The following is a 19,772-nucleotide window of genomic DNA, read 5'->3' as shown; positions in this document are numbered from 1 at the left end:
ATAATTTCACTTCTCGGAAGAGTCTATGGATCGGTTAGACGAGTTGGCCATCTTCGTGGCGGTGGTGCAGCAGGGCAGCCTGGCGGGGGCCGGGCGCAAACTGCGGCGTTCGGCGCCGGCGATCACCCGGGCGATCGCCGCGCTGGAACAGCGGTTCGGCACCCGACTGGTGGAACGCACCACCCGGCGGCTGGCGCCTACCGAGGCGGGCGTGCGGCTGCTGGAGCGCGCGCAACAGCTGCTGCAGGATTATCAGGCGGTGGTACAGGATACCGCCGAAGCGCAGCTGAGCGGCTTGCTGCGCGTCACCTCGCCGGTGCAGTTCGGCCGCCGCTACGTGGCGCCGGTGGTGATGGCGTTTCTTGATGACTACCCGCAGATGCAGATCGAAATGGTGTTGAACGATCGCAATCTCGATCTGATTGACGAAGGGTTGGATATCGCGGTGCGCATCGGCCATCTGCAAGACTCTTCGCGCGTAGCGCGGCGGCTGGGGCAGGTCAGCCGGGTGACGGTCGCCAGCCCGGCCTACCTGGCGCGCTGCGGCGAGCCGCGCTCGCCGGCGCAGCTGGCGGAGCATGCCACCATCGTCGGCACCCAGCGGCCGTCGCTGCGCGAATGGCGTTTCGGCCCGCAGGAAAACGGCGAGCGGGTGCGCTTGGCTCCCCGGCTGTTGCTCAACGACGTGGAAGCGCAACTGCTGGCGGTGCGCGCCGGCAAGGGTATCGCCCGGCTGCTCTCGTATCAGGTGGCGGACGATGTGGCCGCCGGCACGCTGGTGCGGCTGCTGGCGGATCATGAGCCGTTGCCGATGCCGGTACAGCTGGTGGCGCAGCAGGCGCAGCGCATGCCGCTGAAGGTGCGCGCCTTTTGGGATTATGCGTTTGAGCGGCTCAGCGTATTGCCGCAAATTCAGCCGGACGGGCGGGGAAAATAAGCGCAAAAAGTTTCATGGGTTAAACTTTTTCGCCGCCCGTGTTGTTTTATTTTACCGGGCGCGCATTGCTGATGTGCTCGTCTTGACAATAATGTTGCGGGTGCTAATAGTTAATTCATATCTTAAATAATAAACGAAGTTTAATATATGAAACAACTTGTGGGGAGTTATGACAACGGCGCCACGGTGAATAATGAAGACGCTATTTTAGCTTCATTCCAAACCCGCAGTGCGGCTATTTATCATCAGGCAAAACATGAAAAAAATATTGCGTATGGCGAAAGCGAACGCGAGACGGTTGATTGGATCTATTCTGCAAAACAGCACCAGGGGACGTTAATTTTTATTCACGGCGGCTATTGGCAATTCTGCGATAAGGCGGATTTCGCCTTTATCGCCGCCGGGCCGTTGGCGTTGGGTTTTGACGTGGTGCTGGTGGAGTATGCGCTGGCGCCGGCGGTTAATCTTGACGCCATTTGTCGCCAGGTGGGGGCGGCGCTTGATGCCATTCAGCGCCGTCTGCCGCTGCACTATGCCCATCCAGTGCATCTGTGCGGCCATTCCGCCGGTGGGCATCTGGCGGCATTTTGGCAGCAGCATGCGTTGGTGGATGCGGTCTTTCCCATCAGCGGCCTGTTCGAACTGGCGCCGCTGCAAGAGAGCTATGTCAATCGGGCGCTGCAGCTGACCGCGCGGCAGATTGAAACGCTCAGTCCGGCGCGCCACCTGCCGGCGTGCAGTAAGCCGCTCACGCTGTATTACGGCGCATTGGAGCTGCCGGAGCTGATCGGCCAGTCGCAGCACTATCACGCGGCGCTGTGCCAACGCGGGCTGCGGGCCGATCTGGTCGCGGTGCCCGGCGCCAATCATTTCACTATTCTGGATGCGTTGTTCGCCGCCGACGGCGCGCTGCTTCGCCAACTTGACCAGCACGGGAACCACTGACATGCGCGAGATCGTAGAGACCGGGCTGCCGAACATCGGCCAGCCTTTTTCCTGGGCTACCCGGGGTGGCGGCATGCTGTTCACCGCACACGGCCCGGTGCGGGCGGACGGCAGCATCGAGACCGGCGCGCCTGAGCAACAGATTACGTTAACCTTTGACAATCTGGCGCAGACGCTGAAGGCGGCGGGCAGCCACAGCGATAAGGTGCTGCAGGTGATCGTTTATCTCACCGACGTCAACGACGTTAAATTGCTCGATGATATTTACCGGAAATACTTTAGTTATCCTTATCCCAATCGCTCCACGGTTATTGTCGAAAAGTTGGTGGTGCCGGGAATGAAAATAGAAATTACCGTAAGCGCCATCGCTTGATTTAATTTCTCATTAAGTCCGTCTTCATATTAATTCAATAACGAGTTAAGGATGCGTCATGTTTAAACAGATTGCACCTTCCGCAGCCGATCCTATTATGTCGCTGATGGAAGCCTATTTACAGGACCCCAATCCGAAAAAAGTGAATTTAGGCATTGGGCTCTATTACGACCAACAGGGAAATATTCCGTTGATGCGGGTGGTCGAGGCCGCCGAGCAGCGGTTGCTGGCGCTGCGCCGTCCGCACGGCTATCCGCCGATCGAAGGTTCGCCGCAGTTCGCTCGCCAGGTGCAGGCGCTGCTGTTCGGTGAGCGGCAGGCGGCCGAGATCGCCACGGTGCAGACCGTCGGCGGCTCCGGTGCGCTAAAGTTGGCGGCGGATTTTTTGCGCCACTTTCTGGCGCGCAGTGACATTTGGGTGTCCGATCCCACCTGGGCCAATCATTGGGCGATTTTCGAAGGGGCCGGGCTGCGGGTGAATACCTATCCCTACTTTGACGAAGCGGCGGGCGGCCTGCGTTTTGCCGCCATGCTCGACGCGCTGGACAGCCTGCCGCCGGGCAGCGTCGTCCTGTTGCATCCTTGCTGCCATAACCCGACCGGCACCGATCTGACGGCGGAGCAGTGGCGCGCCACGCTCGCCGTGCTGCAACGGCGTAACCTGTTGCCGCTGTTCGATATTGCCTATCAGGGCTTTGGCGACGGGCTGGAGGAAGACTGCTTTGCGTTGCGCGAAGCGCTGAAAACCGAGCTGCCGTTTTTGGTCTGCAACTCGTTTTCCAAAAACGTGGCGCTATACGGCCAGCGGTTGGGTGCGCTGTCGGTGCGCTGCGCCGATGCGGAAAACGCCGCCAACGTCAAAGGCGCGTTAAAAACGCTGATCCGTCGCAGCTACTCCTGCCCGCCGACGCACGGCAGCCAGATCGTGGAAACCCTGCTCGGCGACGCCGAACTCGGTGAGCTTTGGCGCAATGAGCTGGCGGAAATGCGCGTGCGCATCAAGCAGATGCGTGAGCAGCTGGCCGCCAGCCTGGCGCGGGGCGGTTCTTCGCTGGATCACCGGCGCATACGCGATCAGCGCGGCATGTTCAGCTATACCGGCCTGAACGAAGCGCAGCTGCAGACCCTGCGACAGCGCTACGCCATCTATCTGGTTTCGCCCGGCCGCATGTGCCTGCCGGGGCTCAACCCCGGCAATATCGACTACGTGACCGCCGCCATTCTCGACGTCACCCGTTCCGCCTAACTCCGCTCGGGAACACAGCCATGCTACAGATGAATGATTTTGAGCATATCGCCCGCCGTCAGGGCGGGTTGAACAAGCATCTTACCGCCGGGCAGATGTCGATGCTGGCGATCGGCGGCGCCATCGGCACCGGGCTGTTTCTCGGCAGTGCCTACGCCATTCAGATGGCGGGGCCGTCGGTATTGCTGAGCTACCTGATCGGCGGCGTTATTGCGCTGTTGTTGATGGGCAGTCTGGCGGAAATGACCTCTGAACACCCGACGCCCGGCTCGTTCGGCGACTACGCCGAATTCTATCTCGGCCCGCTGTTCGGTTTTCTGGTGCGTTACTCCTACTGGTCTTGCGTGGTGCTGGCGGTGGGCACCGAAGTTACCGCCATCGGCATGTACATGCAGTTCTGGTTCCCGGCGACGCCGACCTGGCCGTGGGTACTGCTGTTCTCGGCGGCGGTGATCGTCGTCAATGTGATCGGCGTGAAGTCGTTCGGCCAGGTGGAATACGCGCTGTCCACCGTCAAAGTGACGGCGATCGTGGCGTTCATTCTGATCGGCATCGGCATTCTGGCGTTCTCGGGCAACCCGGCCTACGGCTTGCGCAACCTGACCGCCGGCGGTTTTATGCCGTTTGGCGTCAAGGGCATGTGGTTCGCGGTGATCGTTTCTATCTTCAGCTACCTGAGCATTGAAATGATCGCGGTGGCCGCCGGCGAGGCGAAAAATCCGGTGATTGCGGTGAAGGCGGCGTTCAAGGGCACCATCGTGCGGCTGTTCATCTTCTACATGCTGTCGATCGCCCTGATGCTGGCCATCGTGCCCTGGCGCCAGTCCGGCACCGGCGAGAGTCCGTTCCTGATGGCGATGAACGTGATCCATCTACCCGCCGCCGCCGGTATTTTCAACTTTATCGTGCTGGTGGCGGCGCTGTCGGCGATGAACAGCCAGCTGTATATCACCACCCGCATGATGTTCTCGCTGTCGCGCGCCGGGCAGGCACCTGCAGCGTTGGGGCGCGTCAGCCGGCGCGGCATTCCGGTCAATGCGCTGGCGATGTCGTGCATCGGCATCGTGGTGTCTATCGTGCTGAGCCTGGTGGCACCGGACACGTCGTTCGCCGCCATGATGTCTATTTCAGTGTATGGCGCCTGCTTTACCTGGCTGATGATTTTCGTCACCCACCTGTTCTTCCGCCGCCGGCATCGGCAGACCCACCTGAAGTTCCGCATGTGGGGATTCCCCTATACCACCTTGCTGGGCGCCGGGCTGATGGCGGCGTTGATGATCTCGACGGCGTTTACCGAATTCTTCCGCATGACGCTGTGGTTCGGTATTCCGTTCACTTTACTGCTGGTGGTTGCTTATCACTTCCAGAGCCGCCGTGCGGCTGCGCCGTCGCCGTTCAAAGCGCCTGAGGTGGAGTAATCGATAGGCTGATACGGTTATGGCGTGCTCAAAACGGAGGGGTAATGTACTGTTAGTCTGAAAAGGCGGTTTTTTAACATGAGGTTTGTGGTTTTAGCGTACAGGGATAAAGAATAGCGCATGCAAAAGGAAGAAGGATCGCTCAGACAGCTAACGTTGAAAGAGATTGCTTTAGCAAGAACGGTTTTTGGTGGGGAGATAGCTTATCCGCGTGTGTGGATACATTGCGCTAGCTATCTTCCTTTTGGCTTACAAAGGCGTGGAACGGCTATGACGCCTAATGGCGAATTGTTTTTCAGAAAAGAGCTGTATTCCCCGGATTTTGGCGCTGAATCAACCGTTGATATCAGGCATCTATTTATTCATGAAATGATGCACGTATGGCAGCATCAGAAAGGTATGTGGGTAAGAGCTCGGGGAATGTTCAGTTGGGCAGCTGATTATACCTATCGATTGGATGACAGAGCGTTATTGGACTATGGGCTTGAGCAGCAGGCTCAGATTATTGCTGATTACTATGTTTTGCAGGCCTATGGCTACCGTGAATGGAATATCCAGCGGCGTAAGGCTTGGCCGGTGGTCACTTATCAAGGTGTTTCAGATCAAAATACGTTAGCGACAAGGTATCGCAAAACGCTGTTCCGCTTTCTGCAAGGAGTGAAATGATAATGGAAAAGAGGAAATACCTGGCGACGCTTTGTTCCATTCTGATGTTGTCAGCGTGTGAGTCAAGGATTCTCGATATTCAGGCCGCAAAGGTGAGTGTGGTCGATGATAAGGTATGCCTGCAGGTGCCCGCGAAAAGTCATGAGTATCTAAATGGGATCCAGATCGTAGAAGCGGATAAAGAGAATGAAGCGTTTAGAAAATATTTTGATGTAAATGAAAGCCAACCTCTCCTTTTATCACAAGACTTGTGCGTGCCTGATTTCGGTTATCCGTTCAAGGAAGGACATACCTACGGGTTCCTGACTGAGACTTTCTTTAAAGGGGAAGGTCAATCAGGTGGACGGAACTTTAGCTCGTCATTCCGGTTATACCGTGAATCGGGGGTCTTGAAAGTTGAGCAGATCAGATAGCCTGTTTCAGGCTATCTGAATCAAGTTAGCGGTCGGAAGGCCCGCGTCATTTCCTGAGATTACAGCTGGCTTTTCGGGATCAGGTGGTCGCCGAAGCTCAGGCGTTGGCGGCCCGGTTCGATTTCGGTCAGCGGCGCCACTTCGTGCAGCGAGGATTTGCAGCGCTGTACCAGATCCTGATACTCGCGGGTGCCGGCGATCTTCCAGGCCAGCTCCTGTTCGGTCAGATCGCGCAGCACGCGCGCCGGGCTGCCGACCACCAGCTTGTTGGCTTCGATCACCGCCGCGGCTTTGACGAACGCCATTGCGCCGATGATGGTGTTCTCGCCGATCTCCGCGCCGTCCATCACCACCGCGTTCATGCCCACCATCGCATTGCGGCGAATGCGGCAGCCGTGCAGGATGGCGCCGTGGCCGATATGGCCGTCTTCTTCCACCACCGTGTCCTGCTGCGGGAAGCCGTGCATCACGCAGTTGTCCTGAATGTTGGCGCCGTCGCAGATCACCAGGCGGCCAAAATCGCCGCGCAGGCTGGCATTCGGGCCGATGTACACGTGTTTACCGACGATCACGTCGCCGATCAGCACCGCCGTCGGGTGCACATAACTGCTGGGGTCGACGACCGGCGTCAGGCCGTCAATCTGATACACAGGCATAGCGTGAGTTCCTTAAAATGTAGGGTCGCGCGGCAGGCCGCCGAAGCGCCGATAGTAGCCGGCGGCCGGCGCGGGCAGGGCGCCGATGGTGGTTTCCGCCATCGCGCTGACGTACTCCGTCGCGGCGCGATCGACCTGCTGATAAAGGTTGATGCACAGGTTGCGGGCGATCTGGCCCTCCCACTGCGTGGGCAGCAGCGCGTCCGGCAGCAGCGGATCTTTCAACACTACGCGACGGAAGAAGTGAATCAATAATAGCTTAATCTGGAAACAGCGCAGCGGCGTCAGCGCCGCCGGGTCGACTTCGCGCAGCAGCGCCATCAGCGGCCGGAATGAGACGATAAACTCGTGATAGCCGGCCGCCACTTCGCTTAGCGACCAGCAGTCGGCCACCAATTTCTGCAGGGTTTGCTCGGAGCGGTTGTAGGGATAATCGGCGCGGAAATAAATCACCTGCTCGCTGGCGTTCAGCTCGCCGAGCAGCGCCGTCACGTCGGTTTGCGCATGGGTGGGGGCGGCCATCAGGTTGCTGGCGATTTGCCCGAACCCGAGCCAGCCCAGCTCTTTTTTCAGCCGCGCGCGCGCGTTTTTTTCGGCGGTTTCCAGCAGCAACAGCTCCCACTTGCCGTCCCAGGCGGGCTGCTCGCGCAGATAGATTTTCGATTCGGCATGGCGGAACTGGCGCATTCCCTGCTCGGTCACGCGGTAGAAGCTGCGGCGGCCTATTTTCTCCACCGCCAGCCACCCCTCTTTCTGCAGGCGGAACACCGAGGTGCGCACGAAGCGATCGCCGAAGCCGAAGGCCTCCAGCAGCGCGCTCAGGCTGCCGAGCCACACTTCGCCGCCGCGGTGGCTGAGCGCGTCGCCGTACAGCGAAATGATCAGCGAGGTGCCGCTGATCGGCTGCGCGTCGATGGCATGGCGAATGAACTCATCCAGTTTATGTTCCATATTTTTCCATGGGTTAGCCTTCGATGAGCCATAACATTACGCCTAATTTGGGGCGGCGTCATCCGTGACGCCGTGCGCTTCAGCGCGGCCGCAAATCGACCACGCGCTGCGCTTTGCCTTCCGAGCGCGGAATATCGCCGCAGTTGGCGATGCTGACGTCGGTGCTGACGCCCACGATCGATTTGATGTGGTGGCGCAGCTGGTGGCAGATGTCGCAACGCTGCTGGTGACTGAGGCTGAGCGCCGACTCCTTGAGCTCGACGCGCACTGCCAGCGTGTCCAGGTGCCCGCTGCGGCTGACTTGCAGCTGGTAGTGCGGCGACAGCTGCTCGAACTGCATGATCTGCTCTTCCACCTGCGACGGGAAGACGTTGACGCCGCGGATGATCAGCATGTCGTCGGAGCGGCCGGTGATCTTGCCCATGCGGCGCATCTGGCGCGCGTCGCCCGGCAGCAGCCGGGTGAGATCGCGGGTGCGGTAGCGGATCACCGGCAGCGCCTCTTTGGTCAGGGTGGTGAACACCAGTTCGCCGTGCTCGCCGTCCGGCAGGGCGACGCCGGTTTCCGGGCAGATGATCTCCGGCAGGAAGTGGTCTTCCCAAATGGTAGGGCCGCCGCCGCTTTCCAGACACTCCATCGCCACGCCCGGCCCCATCACTTCCGACAGGCCGTAAATATCCAGCGCCTTGATGCCCATGCGGGTTTCGATCTCGTGGCGCAGGGCTTCAGTCCAGGGTTCGGCGCCGAACACGCCGAGCCGCAGCGAGCAGCCGCGCGCGTCGCCGCCCATCTTGCGCTCCAACTCGTCGATCAGCGTCAGGCAATAGGACGGCGTCACCATGATAATGTCGGGTTTGAAATCGAGGATCAGCTGCGCCTGGCGTTCCGTCTGGCCGCCGGACATCGGGATCACCGTCGCGCCGAGCCGCTCCGCGCCGTAGTGCGCACCCAGGCCGCCGGTGAACAGGCCGTAACCGTAGGCGACGTGCACCTTGTCTTTGGCGGTGGCGCCGCCGGCGCGCAGGCATCGGGCGACGATATCGGCCCAGTTATCGATGTCGCGCTGGGTGTAACCCACCACCGTCGGGCGGCCGGTGGTGCCCGAGGAGGCGTGGATGCGCACCACCTGTTCCATCGGCACCGCGAAGGTGTCGAACGGGTAGTTGTCGCGCAGATCCTGCTTGGTGGTGTAGGGGAAGCGCGCCAGATCGCTCAGCTGTTTGAGATCGTCGGGGTGCACGCCGGCCTGGTCGAATTTGCGTTTGTACATCGGTACATTGTCGTAGGCGTGGTGCAGCGTCCACTTCAGACGCGCCAACTGCAACGCTTCAATCTCATCGCGCGAGGCGAATTCGATCGTTTCGAGGGGCTGTGGATTTATTGTCATGGTTAGCCTCAGGGGTCAGACACGCTCAATGATCATGGCGATGCCTTGGCCGACGCCGATGCACATGGTGCAAAGCGCGTAGCGGCCGGCTCGCCGTTCCAGTTCAAACAGGGCGGCCAGCGCCAGGCGCGCGCCGCTCATGCCCAGCGGATGCCCCAGAGCGATCGCGCCGCCGTTGGGGTTGACCTGCGGGGCATCGTCCGGCAAGCCAAGCTGGCGCATCACCGCCAACGCCTGGGCGGCGAACGCTTCGTTCAGTTCGATAACATCCATCTGCGCCAGGCTCAGCCCGGCGATTTCCAGCACCTTGCGGGTGGCCGGCAGCGGACCAATACCCATCAGCCGTGGCTCCACGCCGCAGGTGGCGGTGGCAACGATGCGCGCGCGCGGCGTCAGCCCCTGGCGCGCGGCCATCGCTTCGGAGGCGACGATCAGGGCCGCCGCACCGTCGTTCAGGCCCGAGGCGTTGCCGGCGGTGACGCTGCCGGGCTGACGGAACGGGGGTTTCAGCGCCTGCAGCTGATCAAAGGTGGTGTCGGCGCGCGGGTGTTCATCCTGGCTAAACAGCGTCACCGCGCCTTTTTTACCGGTGAGACTGACGGGCGCTATCTCCTGCGCCAGGTGGCCCAGCGCCTGCGCCCGGGCGGCGCGCTGCTGGCTGCGCAGCGCAAAGGCGTCCTGATCGGCACGGCTGATGTTGAACTGCGCCGCGACGTTTTCGGCGGTCTCCGGCATCGAATCGGTGCCGAACTCGGCCTGCATCCGCGGATTGACGAAGCGCCAGCCGAGGGTGGTGTCGTACAGCTGCGCCTGGCGGCTGAAGGCGCTGTCGGCCTTGCCCATCACCAGCGGCGCACGGGTCATCGATTCCGCGCCGCCCGCCAGCAGCAGCCCGGCGTCGCCGGCTTTGATGCTGCGCGCCGCCATTGCCAGCGCATCCAGGCCCGAACCGCACAGGCGGTTCACCGTGGTGCCGGACACGCCGATCGGCACGCCGGCCAGCAGCAGCGCCATGCGTGCCAGATTGCGGTTGTCTTCCCCGGCCTGGTTGGCGCAGCCGAGGATCACGTCGTCCAGCTGCGCCCAATCCACCTGCGGATGGCGTTCCAACAGCACGCGCAGCGGCAGGGCGGCGAGGTCGTCGGCGCGCACCTGGGCCAGCGCGCCGCCATAGCGGCCGATCGGGGTGCGCACGCCGTCGCAGATAAATGCCTGATTCATGCCTGATCTCCTAAAATGCTGTGACCGAGGCGGTGCGCGCGGCCGCGGAACCAGGCGACGGTTTTGCCCAGTTGGTTAACGATCTCGACGTCATACAGCCCGGTGGCTTTGCCCTGATGGCGCATCTCCGCGCTGGCGGTGAGGCGGTCGCCGGCCAGCGCCGGGCGGACGAAGTCGATGCTGCAGCCGGAGGCCACCGCCGCCAGCCCCTGGCTGTTGCAGGCGTAGGCGAAGGCGGTGTCCGCCAGGCTGAACAGCTGGCCGCCGTGGCAGGTCTGGTGGCCGTTGAGCATCTGCGGGCCGACGGTCATGCTGACCTGAGCGTACCCGGCATCGACGGCGTCGATGTGCATCCCCATCGCCTGAGCGCAGGTATCTTGCTGAAACATCTGTTCGGCGCAGCGCTGAGCCAGCGCGCGCGGCGTATTGGCGTTCATCGTTCGGCTCCTGGGAAAGAGGCGGGGGAAGCGTAGCGGCGCAGCAGCGGCATCGGGCGATAGCGCGCTTCGCCGTAATAGCGTTGCAGGTTTTCCAGCGTCGTCAGAATGTGGTGCCAGCCGAGCGCGGCGCCCCAGGCCAGCGGCCCGCGCGGATAGTTGACGCCGCGCAGCATCGCCAGATCGGTATCTTCGGCGCTGGCGACGCCTTTGTTCACCACGTCGAGCGCTTCGTTGGCCAGCATGGCCAGGGTGCGCATCGTCAGCAGGCCGGGGTAATCCGGCAACGGAATGACCTGCTTGCCGAGGGACTGCAGCAGGCGAATCGCTTTGGCATTGTGTTGCGCATCGTTTTGCGCCGCGCAGCTGATGGCGATGGCGGGGGCGTGCGCATAGTCGGCACAGAGATCGAACAGCACCACGGGTGTTCCACGTTCGTCGGCCAGTTGGCCGGCGGTTTTACCATTAGTTAACATCAGTGTAACGTCGTCGATCGTGACGTGCGGGCTGGTCTGGCCGGGTTGTTTGATCGCCCCCGCATTTTCGATCAACAGTTCCGCCAAATCGGCCAGCGAAGACCAGTCGCCGTGCAGCGTAACGTGTTGCGGCAGCGCGGCCTGCGCCGGTGACGCAAAGGCGATCTCGGTAGCGGATCGCGGTGCGTCGTAGTGGTAGAAACCGCGGCCGGACTTGCGGCCGAGGCGCCCGGCGGCCACCAGCTCCTGTTGCACCAGTGAGGGAGTGAAGCGCGGATCCTGATAGAAGGCCTGATACACCGAGTCGGTCACGGCGTAATTGACGTCCTGGCCGATCAGATCGGTCAACTGCAGCGGGCCCATGGCGAAACCGCCGGCGTCGCGCAAGACAGCGTCCAGCGTGGCGGCGTCGGCCACCCGTTCCTCCAGCGCGCGCAGGGTTTCGGCATAGAACGGCCGCGCCACGCGGTTGACGATAAACCCCGGCGTCGAGCGGCACACGACGCTTTGCTTACCCCAGCGCTGCGCCAGGGCCTGCAGCGCGGCGAGGGTCTCGGCGCCGGTCTCCAGACCGCTGACGATCTCCACCAGCTTCATCAGCGGCGCCGGGTTGAAGAAGTGCAGCCCGGCCATGCGTGCCGGGTGCTGCAGTGCCCCGGCGATGGCGGTGATCGACAGCGACGAGGTATTGCTGGCGAACAGCGCCGTGGGCGAGCAGAGCGCCTCCAGATCGCGGAACAGGCCCTGTTTGATCGCCAGATTTTCCGCCACCGCTTCAATCACCAGCGTGCAGTCGGCCAGTTGATCGAGCGAGTCGGCGCGCTCGAGACGCGCCAGCAGGGCTTCGGTGATCGCGGCGTCGGCCTTGCCGCCGTTAACCCGCTGGCGCAGGCGGCGAGCGAGATCGTCGATCGCGCGCTGGGCGGCGGCGGGCGCGATGTCGAACAGCCGCACCGGGTGACCGGCGGCGGCGGCCACCTGGGCGATGCCGATGCCCATGGTGCCGGCGCCGATCACCGCCACCTGGCCGTTAAGAAGGGGCGCGTTCATGGCTATTTCCCGCTGAAGTTTGGCGTGCGTTTGGCAAAGAACGCGCTGACGCCTTCGCGATAGTCGTCGCTGCGGCCGCCCAGGCGTTGCAGATCGCGCTCCAGATCGAGCTGCTGATCGAGGCTGTTGGTGGCCGAGCTGTAGAGGGCTTTCTTGATCAGCCCCAGGCCGTAGGTCGGCTGGGTGGCCAGATGGCGTGCCAGCGTTTGCGTGCGGTCGGCCAATTCATCCGCCGGCACCACCTGCCAGATCATGCCCCACGCCAGCGCCTGTTGGGCGCTGATTTTGTCACCCAGTAAGGCCATGCCCATCGCGCGGGCGTGGCCGGCCAGCCGCGGCAGGAACCAGCTGCCGCCGGAGTCAGGCACCAGCCCCAGACGGCAGAACGACTGAATGAAGCTGGCATTGTCGGCGGCGATGACGATATCGCACGCCAGGGCCAGCGCGGCGCCGGCGCCGGCCGCCACGCCGTTGACTGCGCATACCACCGGCTTCGGCAGGGCGGTCAGGCGACGGATCAGGGGGTTGTAAAAACGTTCGACCGACAGGCCGAGATCCGGCGCCTGCTGATCGGCGCTGACGTTGCGATCGTTGAGATCCTGCCCGGCGCAGAAACCGCGCCCGGCACCGGCGATCAGCAGGCAGCGTACGCTGTCGTCGCGCTCGGCTTGCGTCAGCGCTTCGCTCAGCTGGCGATGCATCTCATCGTTAAAGCTGTTGAGCCGATCCGGCCGGTTGAGGGTCAGCGTCAACACGCCGGCGTCGAGATGGCTGAGAATCAATGCGTTATCCATAAATCAGCGCCCCTGATAGTTTGGCGTACGTTTTTCGAAAAAGGCGGCGATGCCTTCGCGGCGATCGTCGGTGGCGGCCAGGGTGACGAACTGCTGACGCTCCATCGCCAGCCCCTGGCTAAGGCCGGTTTCCTCGGCCTGTTTCAGCGCCTGTTTGGCGGCGCGCAGCGCCAACGGCGCTTGACGGCTGATGCGATCGGCCATCTGCTGTGTGCGTTCCAGCGTCAGGGCATCGACGCACACTTCGCTGATCAGGCCGGCCTGCAGCGCGGTGCGGGCATCGATGGGCTCACCGGTCAGCACCATCTGGCTGGCGCGCGACTTGCCGACGCAGCGGATCAGGCGCTGGGTGCCTCCGGCGCCCGGCATCAGGCCGAGGGTGATCTCCGGCAGGCCGAAGCGGGCGCTTTCGCCGCCGATGACGATGTCGCAGGCCAGCGCCAGCTCGCAGCCGGCGCCCAGGGCATAACCGTTCACCGCCGCCAGCAGCGGCTTGCTGAACTGCGCCAGACGCTGCCACAGCTGCGGACGGCGATCCGCCAGCGCGGCCGCCAGATCCTGCTGTTGCAGTTCGCGCAGATCGGCACCGGCGGCGAAGAAGCGCGCCGCGCCGGCGATCACCACGGCGCCCACGCCGCTGTCGGCGTCGGCCTGCTCCAGTCGGGCAACCAGCTGTTCCAGGCACGGCGTGCTCAGGGCGTTACGCGCCTCCGGGCGATGCAGCGTCAGCGTGACCACGCGGTGCTGCTGCTGATGCAAAATAAAGGGGGTGTCCATCGCGGCTCCTAGACGTCGAAGTCCAATACCACGCCGTCGCCTTTCGGCCACGACTGGCAGCTCAATACGTAACCCGCCGCCAACTGATCCGGCTCCAGGCTGTAGTTGACGCCCATCTCCACCTGGCCGGCCTTCAGACGGCATTTGCAGGTGGCGCATACGCCGCCTTTGCAGGCGTAGGGCAGGTCGGCTCCCTGGCGCAGCGCGGCGTCGAGAATGCTGTCGTCCTGTTCGCCGACCTCGATATCCAACCGGCGGCCGTCAAGCAGGATCGCCACCCGGGTGGCGTTGCGATCGCCGCTGCTTCGCGGGCGGGCGACCAGGCCACTGGTGTTGAAGCGTTCGCTGTGGATGTGGTCGGCCGGGACGCCGGCCTGTTCCAGTACGGTTTGCGCGTCGTCCATCATCGATTCCGGCCCGCAGATAAAGGCGTGGTCATAGTCGCGGAAATCCAGCAGCGCGCCGCCGATCGCCGTCAGGCGTTCACGGTCGATGCGGCCGCTGAGCAACGGGCTGTCGAGACTTTCCTGGCTGAACAGATACAGCGGCTGAAAACGTTGCGGGTAGCGGTTTTTCAGATCCGACAGCGCCTCTTTGAACATCATCGAACGGCTGTTGCGGTTGCCGTAGATCAGGGTGAAGCTGCTGCCCGGTTCGAGCAGCAGCGTCGCCTTGATGATCGACAGCATCGGCGTGATGCCGGAGCCGGCGGCGATCGCCAGGTAGTTGCCGTGGCGCTCTGCCTGCGGCTGGTAGCCGAAGCGCCCCTGAGGCACCATCACCTCCAGCGCGTCGCCGACCTTCAGCATGCGGTTGACGAAGCCGGAGAAGCGCCCCTGGTCAATCGCCTTCACGCCGATCTGCAGCAGGCCTTCCTGCGGCGAACTGCAGATGGAGTAGCAACGCCGCAGCTCTTCGCCGTTGACCAACGCCTTGAGCGTCAGGTGCTGGCCGGGGGTATAGCGGTATTGGTTTTGCAGCTCTTCGGGCACCCGCAGGGTGATGGCTACGGCGTCCGGCGTTTCGCGCTCGATGGCGGCGACATTCAGGCGATGAAAGACCGTCATGGTGTCAGCGCTCCTATATGCATTTGAAATAATCGAACGGTTCCCGGCAGTCGCAGCAGCGGTACAGCGCTTTACAGGCGGTGGAGCCGAACTCGCTGATCTTCTCGCTGTGGGTGCTGCCGCAGCGCGGGCAGGCTACCGGGCCGTGGGCGTGCGGCCGATCGCAGGTGTGCCCCTGCGGTGGCGCTACGCCGTATTGCCGCAGCCGCTCGCGGGCGTCGGCGTTCATCCAGTCGGTGGTCCAGGCCGGGCTGAGGCGAATGTCCACCTGCACCGGGCTGAAGCCGGCGGCCGCCAGCCGCTGTTCGATGGCGTTGAGCAGAAATTCGGTGGCCGGGCAGCCGGAGTATGTCGGGGTGAAGGTCACGCGCCAGCCCGCGCCGTCGCGCGCCACGTCGCGCACCATGCCCAAATCAGTGATCGACAGCACCGGCAGTTCGGGATCGCTGATCTGCTGCAGGCAGTGCCAAATCTGCGGGATTTCGGCGGGTTGCAAACGGGTGACGTTCATCGCGGCCTCCTACCATTGACCGTTTGGATAGGCGCGCTGCAGGAACTGCATTTCCGCCAGCAGCGGGCCGAGGTGTTCGCTGTGCCGGCCTTGCTTGCCGCCGTGCCGGAACGCCTGTTCGGCAGGCAGCGCCAGCGTCGCCTGGCGCAGCGTCTCTTCCACCTGCGCTTGCCAGGGGGCCTGCAGTTCGCGCGGATCGACGGCGATGCCTTGTTGCGCCAGTTCCAGCTCCAGCGCGTCGGCGTGGAACAGCTCGGCGGTGAAGCGCCACAGGTTATCCAGCGATTGCTGGATCTTGCGGTGGCTGACGTCGTTGCCGTCGCCCAGGCGGATCATCCAGCCGTGGCTGAAGCGCAGGTGATAATCGGCCTCCTTCAATGACTTGGCGGCGATGGCGGCGATCTGCGCATCGCGGCTGCGGCTCAGCGCCTGGTGCAGCTGTACATGGTAGGCATCGAGCAGGAACTGACGCACCAGCGTGTCGTTGAAACCGCCGTTCGGCTGCTCCGCCAACAGCAGGTTATGAAACTGGCGCTCGTCGCGGCCGAAGGCCAGGCTGTCTTCGCTGCAGGGCGGGCCGGCCAGTTCGGCGGCGTAACCCAGAAAGTTGCGCGCCTGGCCGAGCAGATCGAGCCCGATGTTGGCCAACGCCAGATCGATTTCCAGCTCGGGCGCGTGGCCGCACCAGGCGCACAGGCGCTGGGCGAGGATCAAAGGCGTGTCGCCCTGGCGGAGCAAATAGCTGATGCGCGGATCGTTAACCGTCATGGTCGCCTCTACATGTTCTTGATGCCGTCGGGAATGGTGTAAAACGTCGGATGACGGTAGATCTTGTCTTCGGACGGATCGAAGAACGCGCCGCGATCTTCCGGCTGCGAGGCGATCAGGTGGCGCGACTGTACCACCCAGATCGAGCAGCCTTCGTTGCGGCGCGTATAGGCGTCGCGGGCATTTTCCAGCGCCATTTGATCGTCGGCAGCGTGCAGGCTGCCGACGTGGCGATGCGCCAGCCCTTGTTTGCTGCGGATAAACACTTCATACAGCGGCCATTCAACGTGGCTCATGATCTCGGTTCCTTATGTTGGCTATGCGGCGGAGGCGGCGTTTTTCGCGGCGTGGGCCATGGCGCCGTCGCGCACCCAGGCGCCGTCTTCCCAGGCGCGGCGTTTGGCCTGCAGGCGTTCGTGGTTGCATTGGCCGCGCCCTTTTATCACCTCATGCAGCTCGCTCCAGTCGATTTCGCCGAAACGATAGTGGCCCGCAGCGGCGTCCCAGTGCAGATCAGGATCCGGCGCCGTCATACCCAGCGCTTCAAGCTGCGGCACGGTGTTGTCGACGAACTTCTGCCGCAGCTCATCGTTGCTGTGGCGTTTGATCTTCCACGCCATGCTTTGGGCGCTGTGGGGGGAGTCGGCGTCGCTCGGGCCGAACATCATCAGCACCGGCCACCAGAAGCGATCGATGGCGTCCTGCAGCATGGCGCGCTGCGTGTCGCTGCCGTTGGCCATCGCCATGACCGCCTCGTAGCCCTGGCGCTGGTGGAAACTTTCCTCTTTGCAAATCTTCACCATCGCCCGCGCATAGGGGCCGTAGGACGCGCGGCACAGCGCCACCTGGTTGACGATGGCGGCGCCGTCGACCAGCCAGCCGATCACGCCGATATCCGCCCAGTTGAGCGTGGGGTAATTGAAGATAGAGGAGTACTTCATCTTGCCGTCGAGCATCTTTTGGTAGATGTCCTGGCGCGAACAGCCGAGGGTCTCGGCGGCGCTGTAGAGATACAGACCGTGGCCGGCTTCGTCCTGCACTTTGGCCAGCAGCACCGCCTTGCGGCGCAGCGTGGGGGCGCGCGTCAGCCAGTTGGCTTCCGGCAGCATGCCGATGACTTCCGAGTGGGCGTGTTGGCCGATCTGCCGAATCAGATTCTGACGGTAGGCGTCCGGCATCCAGTCTTTGGCCTCAATGGCGATATCCGCCGCGATCTTGTCGTCGAAATGCTGCTGATACTGTGCTTCAGTTATCATGCTTTCCTCTTGATGATTCGTATTTTTCACATAAATGGTAAAAATGTGAATCACTTTAACTAACCATAAGGCTACAAACTGATAACAAAAAGATCAAACGTAATTCATGTGGTTTTGCGAGGTGACTCACAGGGTGTTTTGTTATAATTTTGATTTTATTTGATAAATAAAGTGATTGATGCCTGGTTTATGACAGATGAAACGCTCTGAAAGCGCCTTTTGTTTTATTTTTGTTAAAATTTGGTTTGGCGCGGGCTGGCGTTTATGTGATACGTAATTAAGCTATAAGGTGAAAATTTATGAATTCCGGAGGGCACATGCAGCAGTTACACAGTTATCTTTCTGGGGCCTGGGTGTACGGGCAGGGAGAGGGGCGCCAGATCCGCCACGCCGTGACCGGCGAAGCGCTGTACCAGGTCTGCTCCGACGGCCTGCCGTTGGCGGCGAGCCTGAGCTATGCGCGCAGCCACGGCGGGCCGGCGCTGGCGCACATGACATTCCAGCAGCGCGCCCAGATGCTGAAAGCGGTGGCGAAACACCTGCTGGCGCATAAAGAGGCGCTGTATCAGATTTCCTATCAAACCGGCGCGACGCGCAGCGACGGCTGGGTCGATATCGAGGGCGGCATCGCCACGCTGTTCGCCTATGCCGGCATGGCCGGCCGCGATCTGCCGGACGATACCCTGTGGCCGGAAGACGAGTTGATCCCATTGTCGAAACAGGCGCAGTTCGCCGCCCGCCACGTGCTGACCTCGCGCCCCGGCGTGGCGCTGCACATCAACGCCTTCAACTTCCCCTGCTGGGGCATGCTGGAAAAACTGGCGCCGACCTGGCTGGCGGGCATGCCGGCCATTATCAAGCCGGCCACCGCCACCGCGCAGCTGACGCAGGCGATGGTCAGGCTGATCGTCGACAGCGGGATGGTGCCGGAAGGGGCGCTGCAGCTGGTTTGCGGCGGTGTCGGCGACATGTTTGCGCACCTGGATTACCAGGATGCGGTGACCTTTACCGGCTCGGCGCAGACCGGACAGCGACTGCGGGCACACCCGCGTCTGTTGGAAAAATCGGTCGCGTTCACCATGGAGGCGGATTCGCTCAACTGCTGCGTGCTGGCGGAAGACGTGACGCCGGAAATGCCCGAGTTTGCGCTGTTTATCAAAGAAGTGTGCCGTGAAATGACCGCCAAGGCAGGGCAGAAATGCACCGCGATCCGCCGCATCATCGTGCCGGCGGCGCAGGTGGCGGCGGTGCGTCAGGCCCTGTTGCAGCGTCTGGCGGGGGTGACGGTGGGCGACCCGCAGCTGGAGCAGGTGCGCATGGGGGCATTGGTCAGCCACGAGCAGCGTGAAGATGTGCAAAGCAAGGTGGAGTTCCTGCTGCGCAACGGCTGCGAACCGCTCTGTGGCGCGGCGCTGGATAAGCTGGACGTGCTGGGCGACGGCGCGCGCGGCGGGGCGTTTTATCCGCCGACCCTGCTGTATTGCGCCGATCCGTTGACCCATCAGGCGGTGCACGGCACCGAGGCCTTCGGCCCGGTGGCGACCCTGATGCCGTATGCGGATACCGAGCAGGCGATCGCGTTGGCGTTGCTGGGGCAGGGCAGCCTGGCGGGATCGCTGGTGACCGCCGATCCGGCATTGGCCACGCGCTTCATTCGCGCGGCGGCCTGCGCCCACGGCCGCATGTTGATTTTAGATGAGCAGGCGGCGGCGGAGTCCACCGGCCACGGTTCGCCGCTGCCGATGCTGGTGCACGGCGGCCCGGGGCGCGCCGGCGGCGGTGAAGAGCTGGGCGGGCTGCGCGCGGTGAAACACTATATGCAGCGCACGGCGATCCAGGGCAGCCCGGCGATGCTGGCGGCCATCGGCGGCGAATGGGTGCGCGGCGCGCCGGTCGCCGAGCATCCGGTGCATCCGTTCCGGAAATACTTCGAGCAGCTGCAGCTGGGCGACAGCCTGTTGACCGCGCGCCGCACCGTGACCGAAGCGGATATCGTCAACTTCGCCTGCCTGAGCGGCGACCATTTTTACGCGCACATGGACAAGATCGGCGCCGCCGACTCGCTGTTCGGCGAGCGGGTGGCGCACGGTTACTTTGTGGTGTCCGCCGCGGCCGGGCTGTTTGTCGACGCCGCCGTCGGGCCGGTGATCGCCAACTACGGCATGGAGAATCTGCGCTTTATCGAACCGGTGAAGATCGGCGACACCATTCAGGTGCGATTGACCTGTAAAAAGAAAATCCGCAAGCCGCAGAAAACCGCCGAAGATCGCCCGCACGGCGTGGTGGTGTGGGATGTGCAGGTGTTGAATCAGGAACAGCAGCCGGTGGCGCTGTACAGCATTCTGACGCTGGTGGCGCGCCAACAGGGGGACTTCGAGGCGTGATGCGCGTTGGCCGCCGCCGGCATCCCCGGCGGCGGCGAA

Annotated in this window: 21 protein-coding genes; 8 read left to right on the top strand and 13 right to left on the bottom strand. The window is 62.8% G+C overall.

The genetic code is table 11. From position 1 onward, the window contains the following. The first annotated feature begins 25 nt into the window (after positions 1–25). The 7 genes from QDT79_RS19840 (at position 26) to QDT79_RS19810 (ending at position 5,998) form a co-directional block, all read left to right on the top strand. Positions 26–937 (top strand): LysR family transcriptional regulator, encoded by a 912-nt coding sequence (locus tag QDT79_RS19840; RefSeq protein WP_107226443.1) that lies wholly within the window; start codon positions 26–28, stop codon positions 935–937. A gap of 147 nt (positions 938–1,084) precedes the next feature. Then, a complete protein-coding gene (locus QDT79_RS19835) occupies positions 1,085–1,882 on the top strand; it encodes an alpha/beta hydrolase (RefSeq protein WP_063990407.1) in 798 nt (265 codons plus the stop codon). A 1-nt stretch (position 1,883) separates the two neighbouring features. Continuing rightward, positions 1,884–2,255, top strand: coding sequence for a RidA family protein (locus tag QDT79_RS19830; RefSeq protein WP_063990406.1), 372 nt, complete (start codon positions 1,884–1,886; stop codon positions 2,253–2,255). A gap of 58 nt (positions 2,256–2,313) precedes the next feature. Beyond that, positions 2,314–3,501 carry an amino acid aminotransferase gene (locus QDT79_RS19825; protein WP_063990405.1) on the top strand — a complete coding sequence of 396 codons (1,188 nt, stop codon included), beginning with the start codon at positions 2,314–2,316 and terminating at the stop codon, positions 3,499–3,501. A gap of 20 nt (positions 3,502–3,521) precedes the next feature. Continuing rightward, a complete protein-coding gene (locus QDT79_RS19820; RefSeq protein ID WP_063990404.1) occupies positions 3,522–4,919 on the top strand; it encodes an amino acid permease in 1,398 nt (465 codons plus the stop codon). A gap of 120 nt (positions 4,920–5,039) precedes the next feature. Continuing rightward, positions 5,040–5,585, top strand: a complete 546-nt coding sequence (locus QDT79_RS19815) for a hypothetical protein (RefSeq protein WP_063990403.1) — start codon at positions 5,040–5,042, stop codon at positions 5,583–5,585. Positions 5,586–5,587: 2 nt separating this feature from the next. Then, complete coding sequence (locus tag QDT79_RS19810) at positions 5,588–5,998, top strand: putative T6SS immunity periplasmic lipoprotein (RefSeq protein ID WP_146158851.1); 411 nt, start codon at positions 5,588–5,590, stop codon at positions 5,996–5,998. A 59-nt stretch (positions 5,999–6,057) separates the two neighbouring features. Here QDT79_RS19810 and paaY read toward each other — a convergent pair whose 3' ends face one another. The 13 genes from paaY to paaA form a co-directional block, all read right to left on the bottom strand. Next, entirely contained in the window at positions 6,058–6,654 is a 597-nt protein-coding gene (gene paaY / locus QDT79_RS19805; protein ID WP_060420568.1) for a phenylacetic acid degradation protein PaaY, read from the bottom strand. Between the two features lie 12 nt (positions 6,655–6,666). Continuing rightward, positions 6,667–7,605: a phenylacetic acid degradation operon negative regulatory protein PaaX gene (gene paaX / locus QDT79_RS19800; RefSeq protein ID WP_308316951.1), complete on the bottom strand. Its 939-nt coding sequence runs from the start codon at positions 7,603–7,605 to the stop codon at positions 6,667–6,669. 79 nt (positions 7,606–7,684) lie between these two features. Continuing rightward, positions 7,685–8,992 carry a phenylacetate--CoA ligase PaaK gene (paaK, locus tag QDT79_RS19795; RefSeq protein ID WP_033635108.1) on the bottom strand — a complete coding sequence of 436 codons (1,308 nt, stop codon included), beginning with the start codon at positions 8,990–8,992 and terminating at the stop codon, positions 7,685–7,687. A gap of 15 nt (positions 8,993–9,007) precedes the next feature. Beyond that, a complete protein-coding gene (pcaF, locus tag QDT79_RS19790; protein WP_063990400.1) occupies positions 9,008–10,213 on the bottom strand; it encodes a 3-oxoadipyl-CoA thiolase in 1,206 nt (401 codons plus the stop codon). Next, positions 10,210–10,650 (bottom strand): hydroxyphenylacetyl-CoA thioesterase PaaI, encoded by a 441-nt coding sequence (paaI, locus tag QDT79_RS19785; RefSeq protein WP_060419004.1) that lies wholly within the window; start codon positions 10,648–10,650, stop codon positions 10,210–10,212. The genes pcaF and paaI overlap by 4 nt, the downstream gene beginning before the upstream one ends. Further along, positions 10,647–12,176: a 3-hydroxyacyl-CoA dehydrogenase gene (locus QDT79_RS19780; RefSeq protein WP_063990399.1), complete on the bottom strand. Its 1,530-nt coding sequence runs from the start codon at positions 12,174–12,176 to the stop codon at positions 10,647–10,649. Before QDT79_RS19780 ends, paaI begins: the two co-directional genes overlap by 4 nt. Positions 12,177–12,178: 2 nt before the next feature. Continuing rightward, entirely contained in the window at positions 12,179–12,970 is a 792-nt protein-coding gene (paaG, locus tag QDT79_RS19775) for a 2-(1,2-epoxy-1,2-dihydrophenyl)acetyl-CoA isomerase PaaG (protein ID WP_063990398.1), read from the bottom strand. 3 nt (positions 12,971–12,973) lie between these two features. Further along, entirely contained in the window at positions 12,974–13,747 is a 774-nt protein-coding gene (paaF, locus tag QDT79_RS19770; RefSeq protein ID WP_063990397.1) for a 2,3-dehydroadipyl-CoA hydratase PaaF, read from the bottom strand. Positions 13,748–13,755: 8 nt separating this feature from the next. Next, entirely contained in the window at positions 13,756–14,814 is a 1,059-nt protein-coding gene (gene paaE, locus QDT79_RS19765) for a 1,2-phenylacetyl-CoA epoxidase subunit PaaE (RefSeq protein WP_063990396.1), read from the bottom strand. A 13-nt stretch (positions 14,815–14,827) separates the two neighbouring features. Continuing rightward, positions 14,828–15,325: a 1,2-phenylacetyl-CoA epoxidase subunit PaaD gene (gene paaD, locus QDT79_RS19760; protein WP_033653577.1), complete on the bottom strand. Its 498-nt coding sequence runs from the start codon at positions 15,323–15,325 to the stop codon at positions 14,828–14,830. 9 nt (positions 15,326–15,334) lie between these two features. After that, positions 15,335–16,093, bottom strand: coding sequence for a 1,2-phenylacetyl-CoA epoxidase subunit PaaC (gene paaC, locus QDT79_RS19755; RefSeq protein ID WP_063990395.1), 759 nt, complete (start codon positions 16,091–16,093; stop codon positions 15,335–15,337). An 8-nt stretch (positions 16,094–16,101) separates the two neighbouring features. Next, a complete protein-coding gene (paaB, locus tag QDT79_RS19750) occupies positions 16,102–16,389 on the bottom strand; it encodes a 1,2-phenylacetyl-CoA epoxidase subunit PaaB (protein ID WP_004935173.1) in 288 nt (95 codons plus the stop codon). A gap of 21 nt (positions 16,390–16,410) precedes the next feature. Continuing rightward, positions 16,411–17,349: a 1,2-phenylacetyl-CoA epoxidase subunit PaaA gene (gene paaA, locus QDT79_RS19745; protein WP_063990394.1), complete on the bottom strand. Its 939-nt coding sequence runs from the start codon at positions 17,347–17,349 to the stop codon at positions 16,411–16,413. Positions 17,350–17,666: 317 nt separating this feature from the next. Between paaA and paaZ the strand changes: the two genes are divergently transcribed. Continuing rightward, positions 17,667–19,733 (top strand): phenylacetic acid degradation bifunctional protein PaaZ, encoded by a 2,067-nt coding sequence (gene paaZ / locus QDT79_RS19740; protein ID WP_063990393.1) that lies wholly within the window; start codon positions 17,667–17,669, stop codon positions 19,731–19,733. Positions 19,734–19,772 lie beyond the last annotated feature (39 nt).

It is taken from the genome of Serratia marcescens (assembly GCF_029846115.1).
In the GTDB taxonomy this organism is placed as follows: domain Bacteria; phylum Pseudomonadota; class Gammaproteobacteria; order Enterobacterales; family Enterobacteriaceae; genus Serratia; species Serratia marcescens_L.
The sequence above is the reverse complement of the archived record's forward strand: the minus strand, read 5'-3'. Positions and strand labels throughout refer to the sequence as shown.

Excerpts from the sequence above, each read along its gene's own strand:
- QDT79_RS19840 (WP_107226443.1), top strand. The coding sequence starts at position 26 with ATGGATCGGTTAGACGAGTTGGCCATCTTCGTGGCGGTGGTGCAGCAG.
- QDT79_RS19835 (WP_063990407.1), top strand. The coding sequence starts at position 1,085 with ATGAAACAACTTGTGGGGAGTTATGACAACGGCGCCACGGTGAATAAT.
- QDT79_RS19830 (WP_063990406.1), top strand. The coding sequence starts at position 1,884 with ATGCGCGAGATCGTAGAGACCGGGCTGCCGAACATCGGCCAGCCTTTT.
- QDT79_RS19825 (WP_063990405.1), top strand. The coding sequence starts at position 2,314 with ATGTTTAAACAGATTGCACCTTCCGCAGCCGATCCTATTATGTCGCTG.
- QDT79_RS19820 (WP_063990404.1), top strand. The coding sequence starts at position 3,522 with ATGCTACAGATGAATGATTTTGAGCATATCGCCCGCCGTCAGGGCGGG.
- QDT79_RS19815 (WP_063990403.1), top strand. The coding sequence starts at position 5,040 with ATGCAAAAGGAAGAAGGATCGCTCAGACAGCTAACGTTGAAAGAGATT.
- QDT79_RS19810 (WP_146158851.1), top strand. The coding sequence starts at position 5,588 with ATGGAAAAGAGGAAATACCTGGCGACGCTTTGTTCCATTCTGATGTTG.
- paaY (WP_060420568.1), bottom strand. The coding sequence starts at position 6,654 with ATGCCTGTGTATCAGATTGACGGCCTGACGCCGGTCGTCGACCCCAGC.
- paaX (WP_308316951.1), bottom strand. The coding sequence starts at position 7,605 with ATGGAACATAAACTGGATGAGTTCATTCGCCATGCCATCGACGCGCAG.
- paaK (WP_033635108.1), bottom strand. The coding sequence starts at position 8,992 with ATGACAATAAATCCACAGCCCCTCGAAACGATCGAATTCGCCTCGCGC.
- pcaF (WP_063990400.1), bottom strand. The coding sequence starts at position 10,213 with ATGAATCAGGCATTTATCTGCGACGGCGTGCGCACCCCGATCGGCCGC.
- paaI (WP_060419004.1), bottom strand. The coding sequence starts at position 10,650 with ATGAACGCCAATACGCCGCGCGCGCTGGCTCAGCGCTGCGCCGAACAG.
- QDT79_RS19780 (WP_063990399.1), bottom strand. The coding sequence starts at position 12,176 with ATGAACGCGCCCCTTCTTAACGGCCAGGTGGCGGTGATCGGCGCCGGC.
- paaG (WP_063990398.1), bottom strand. The coding sequence starts at position 12,970 with ATGGATAACGCATTGATTCTCAGCCATCTCGACGCCGGCGTGTTGACG.
- paaF (WP_063990397.1), bottom strand. The coding sequence starts at position 13,747 with ATGGACACCCCCTTTATTTTGCATCAGCAGCAGCACCGCGTGGTCACG.
- paaE (WP_063990396.1), bottom strand. The coding sequence starts at position 14,814 with ATGACGGTCTTTCATCGCCTGAATGTCGCCGCCATCGAGCGCGAAACG.
- paaD (WP_033653577.1), bottom strand. The coding sequence starts at position 15,325 with ATGAACGTCACCCGTTTGCAACCCGCCGAAATCCCGCAGATTTGGCAC.
- paaC (WP_063990395.1), bottom strand. The coding sequence starts at position 16,093 with ATGACGGTTAACGATCCGCGCATCAGCTATTTGCTCCGCCAGGGCGAC.
- paaB (WP_004935173.1), bottom strand. The coding sequence starts at position 16,389 with ATGAGCCACGTTGAATGGCCGCTGTATGAAGTGTTTATCCGCAGCAAA.
- paaA (WP_063990394.1), bottom strand. The coding sequence starts at position 17,349 with ATGATAACTGAAGCACAGTATCAGCAGCATTTCGACGACAAGATCGCG.
- paaZ (WP_063990393.1), top strand. The coding sequence starts at position 17,667 with ATGCAGCAGTTACACAGTTATCTTTCTGGGGCCTGGGTGTACGGGCAG.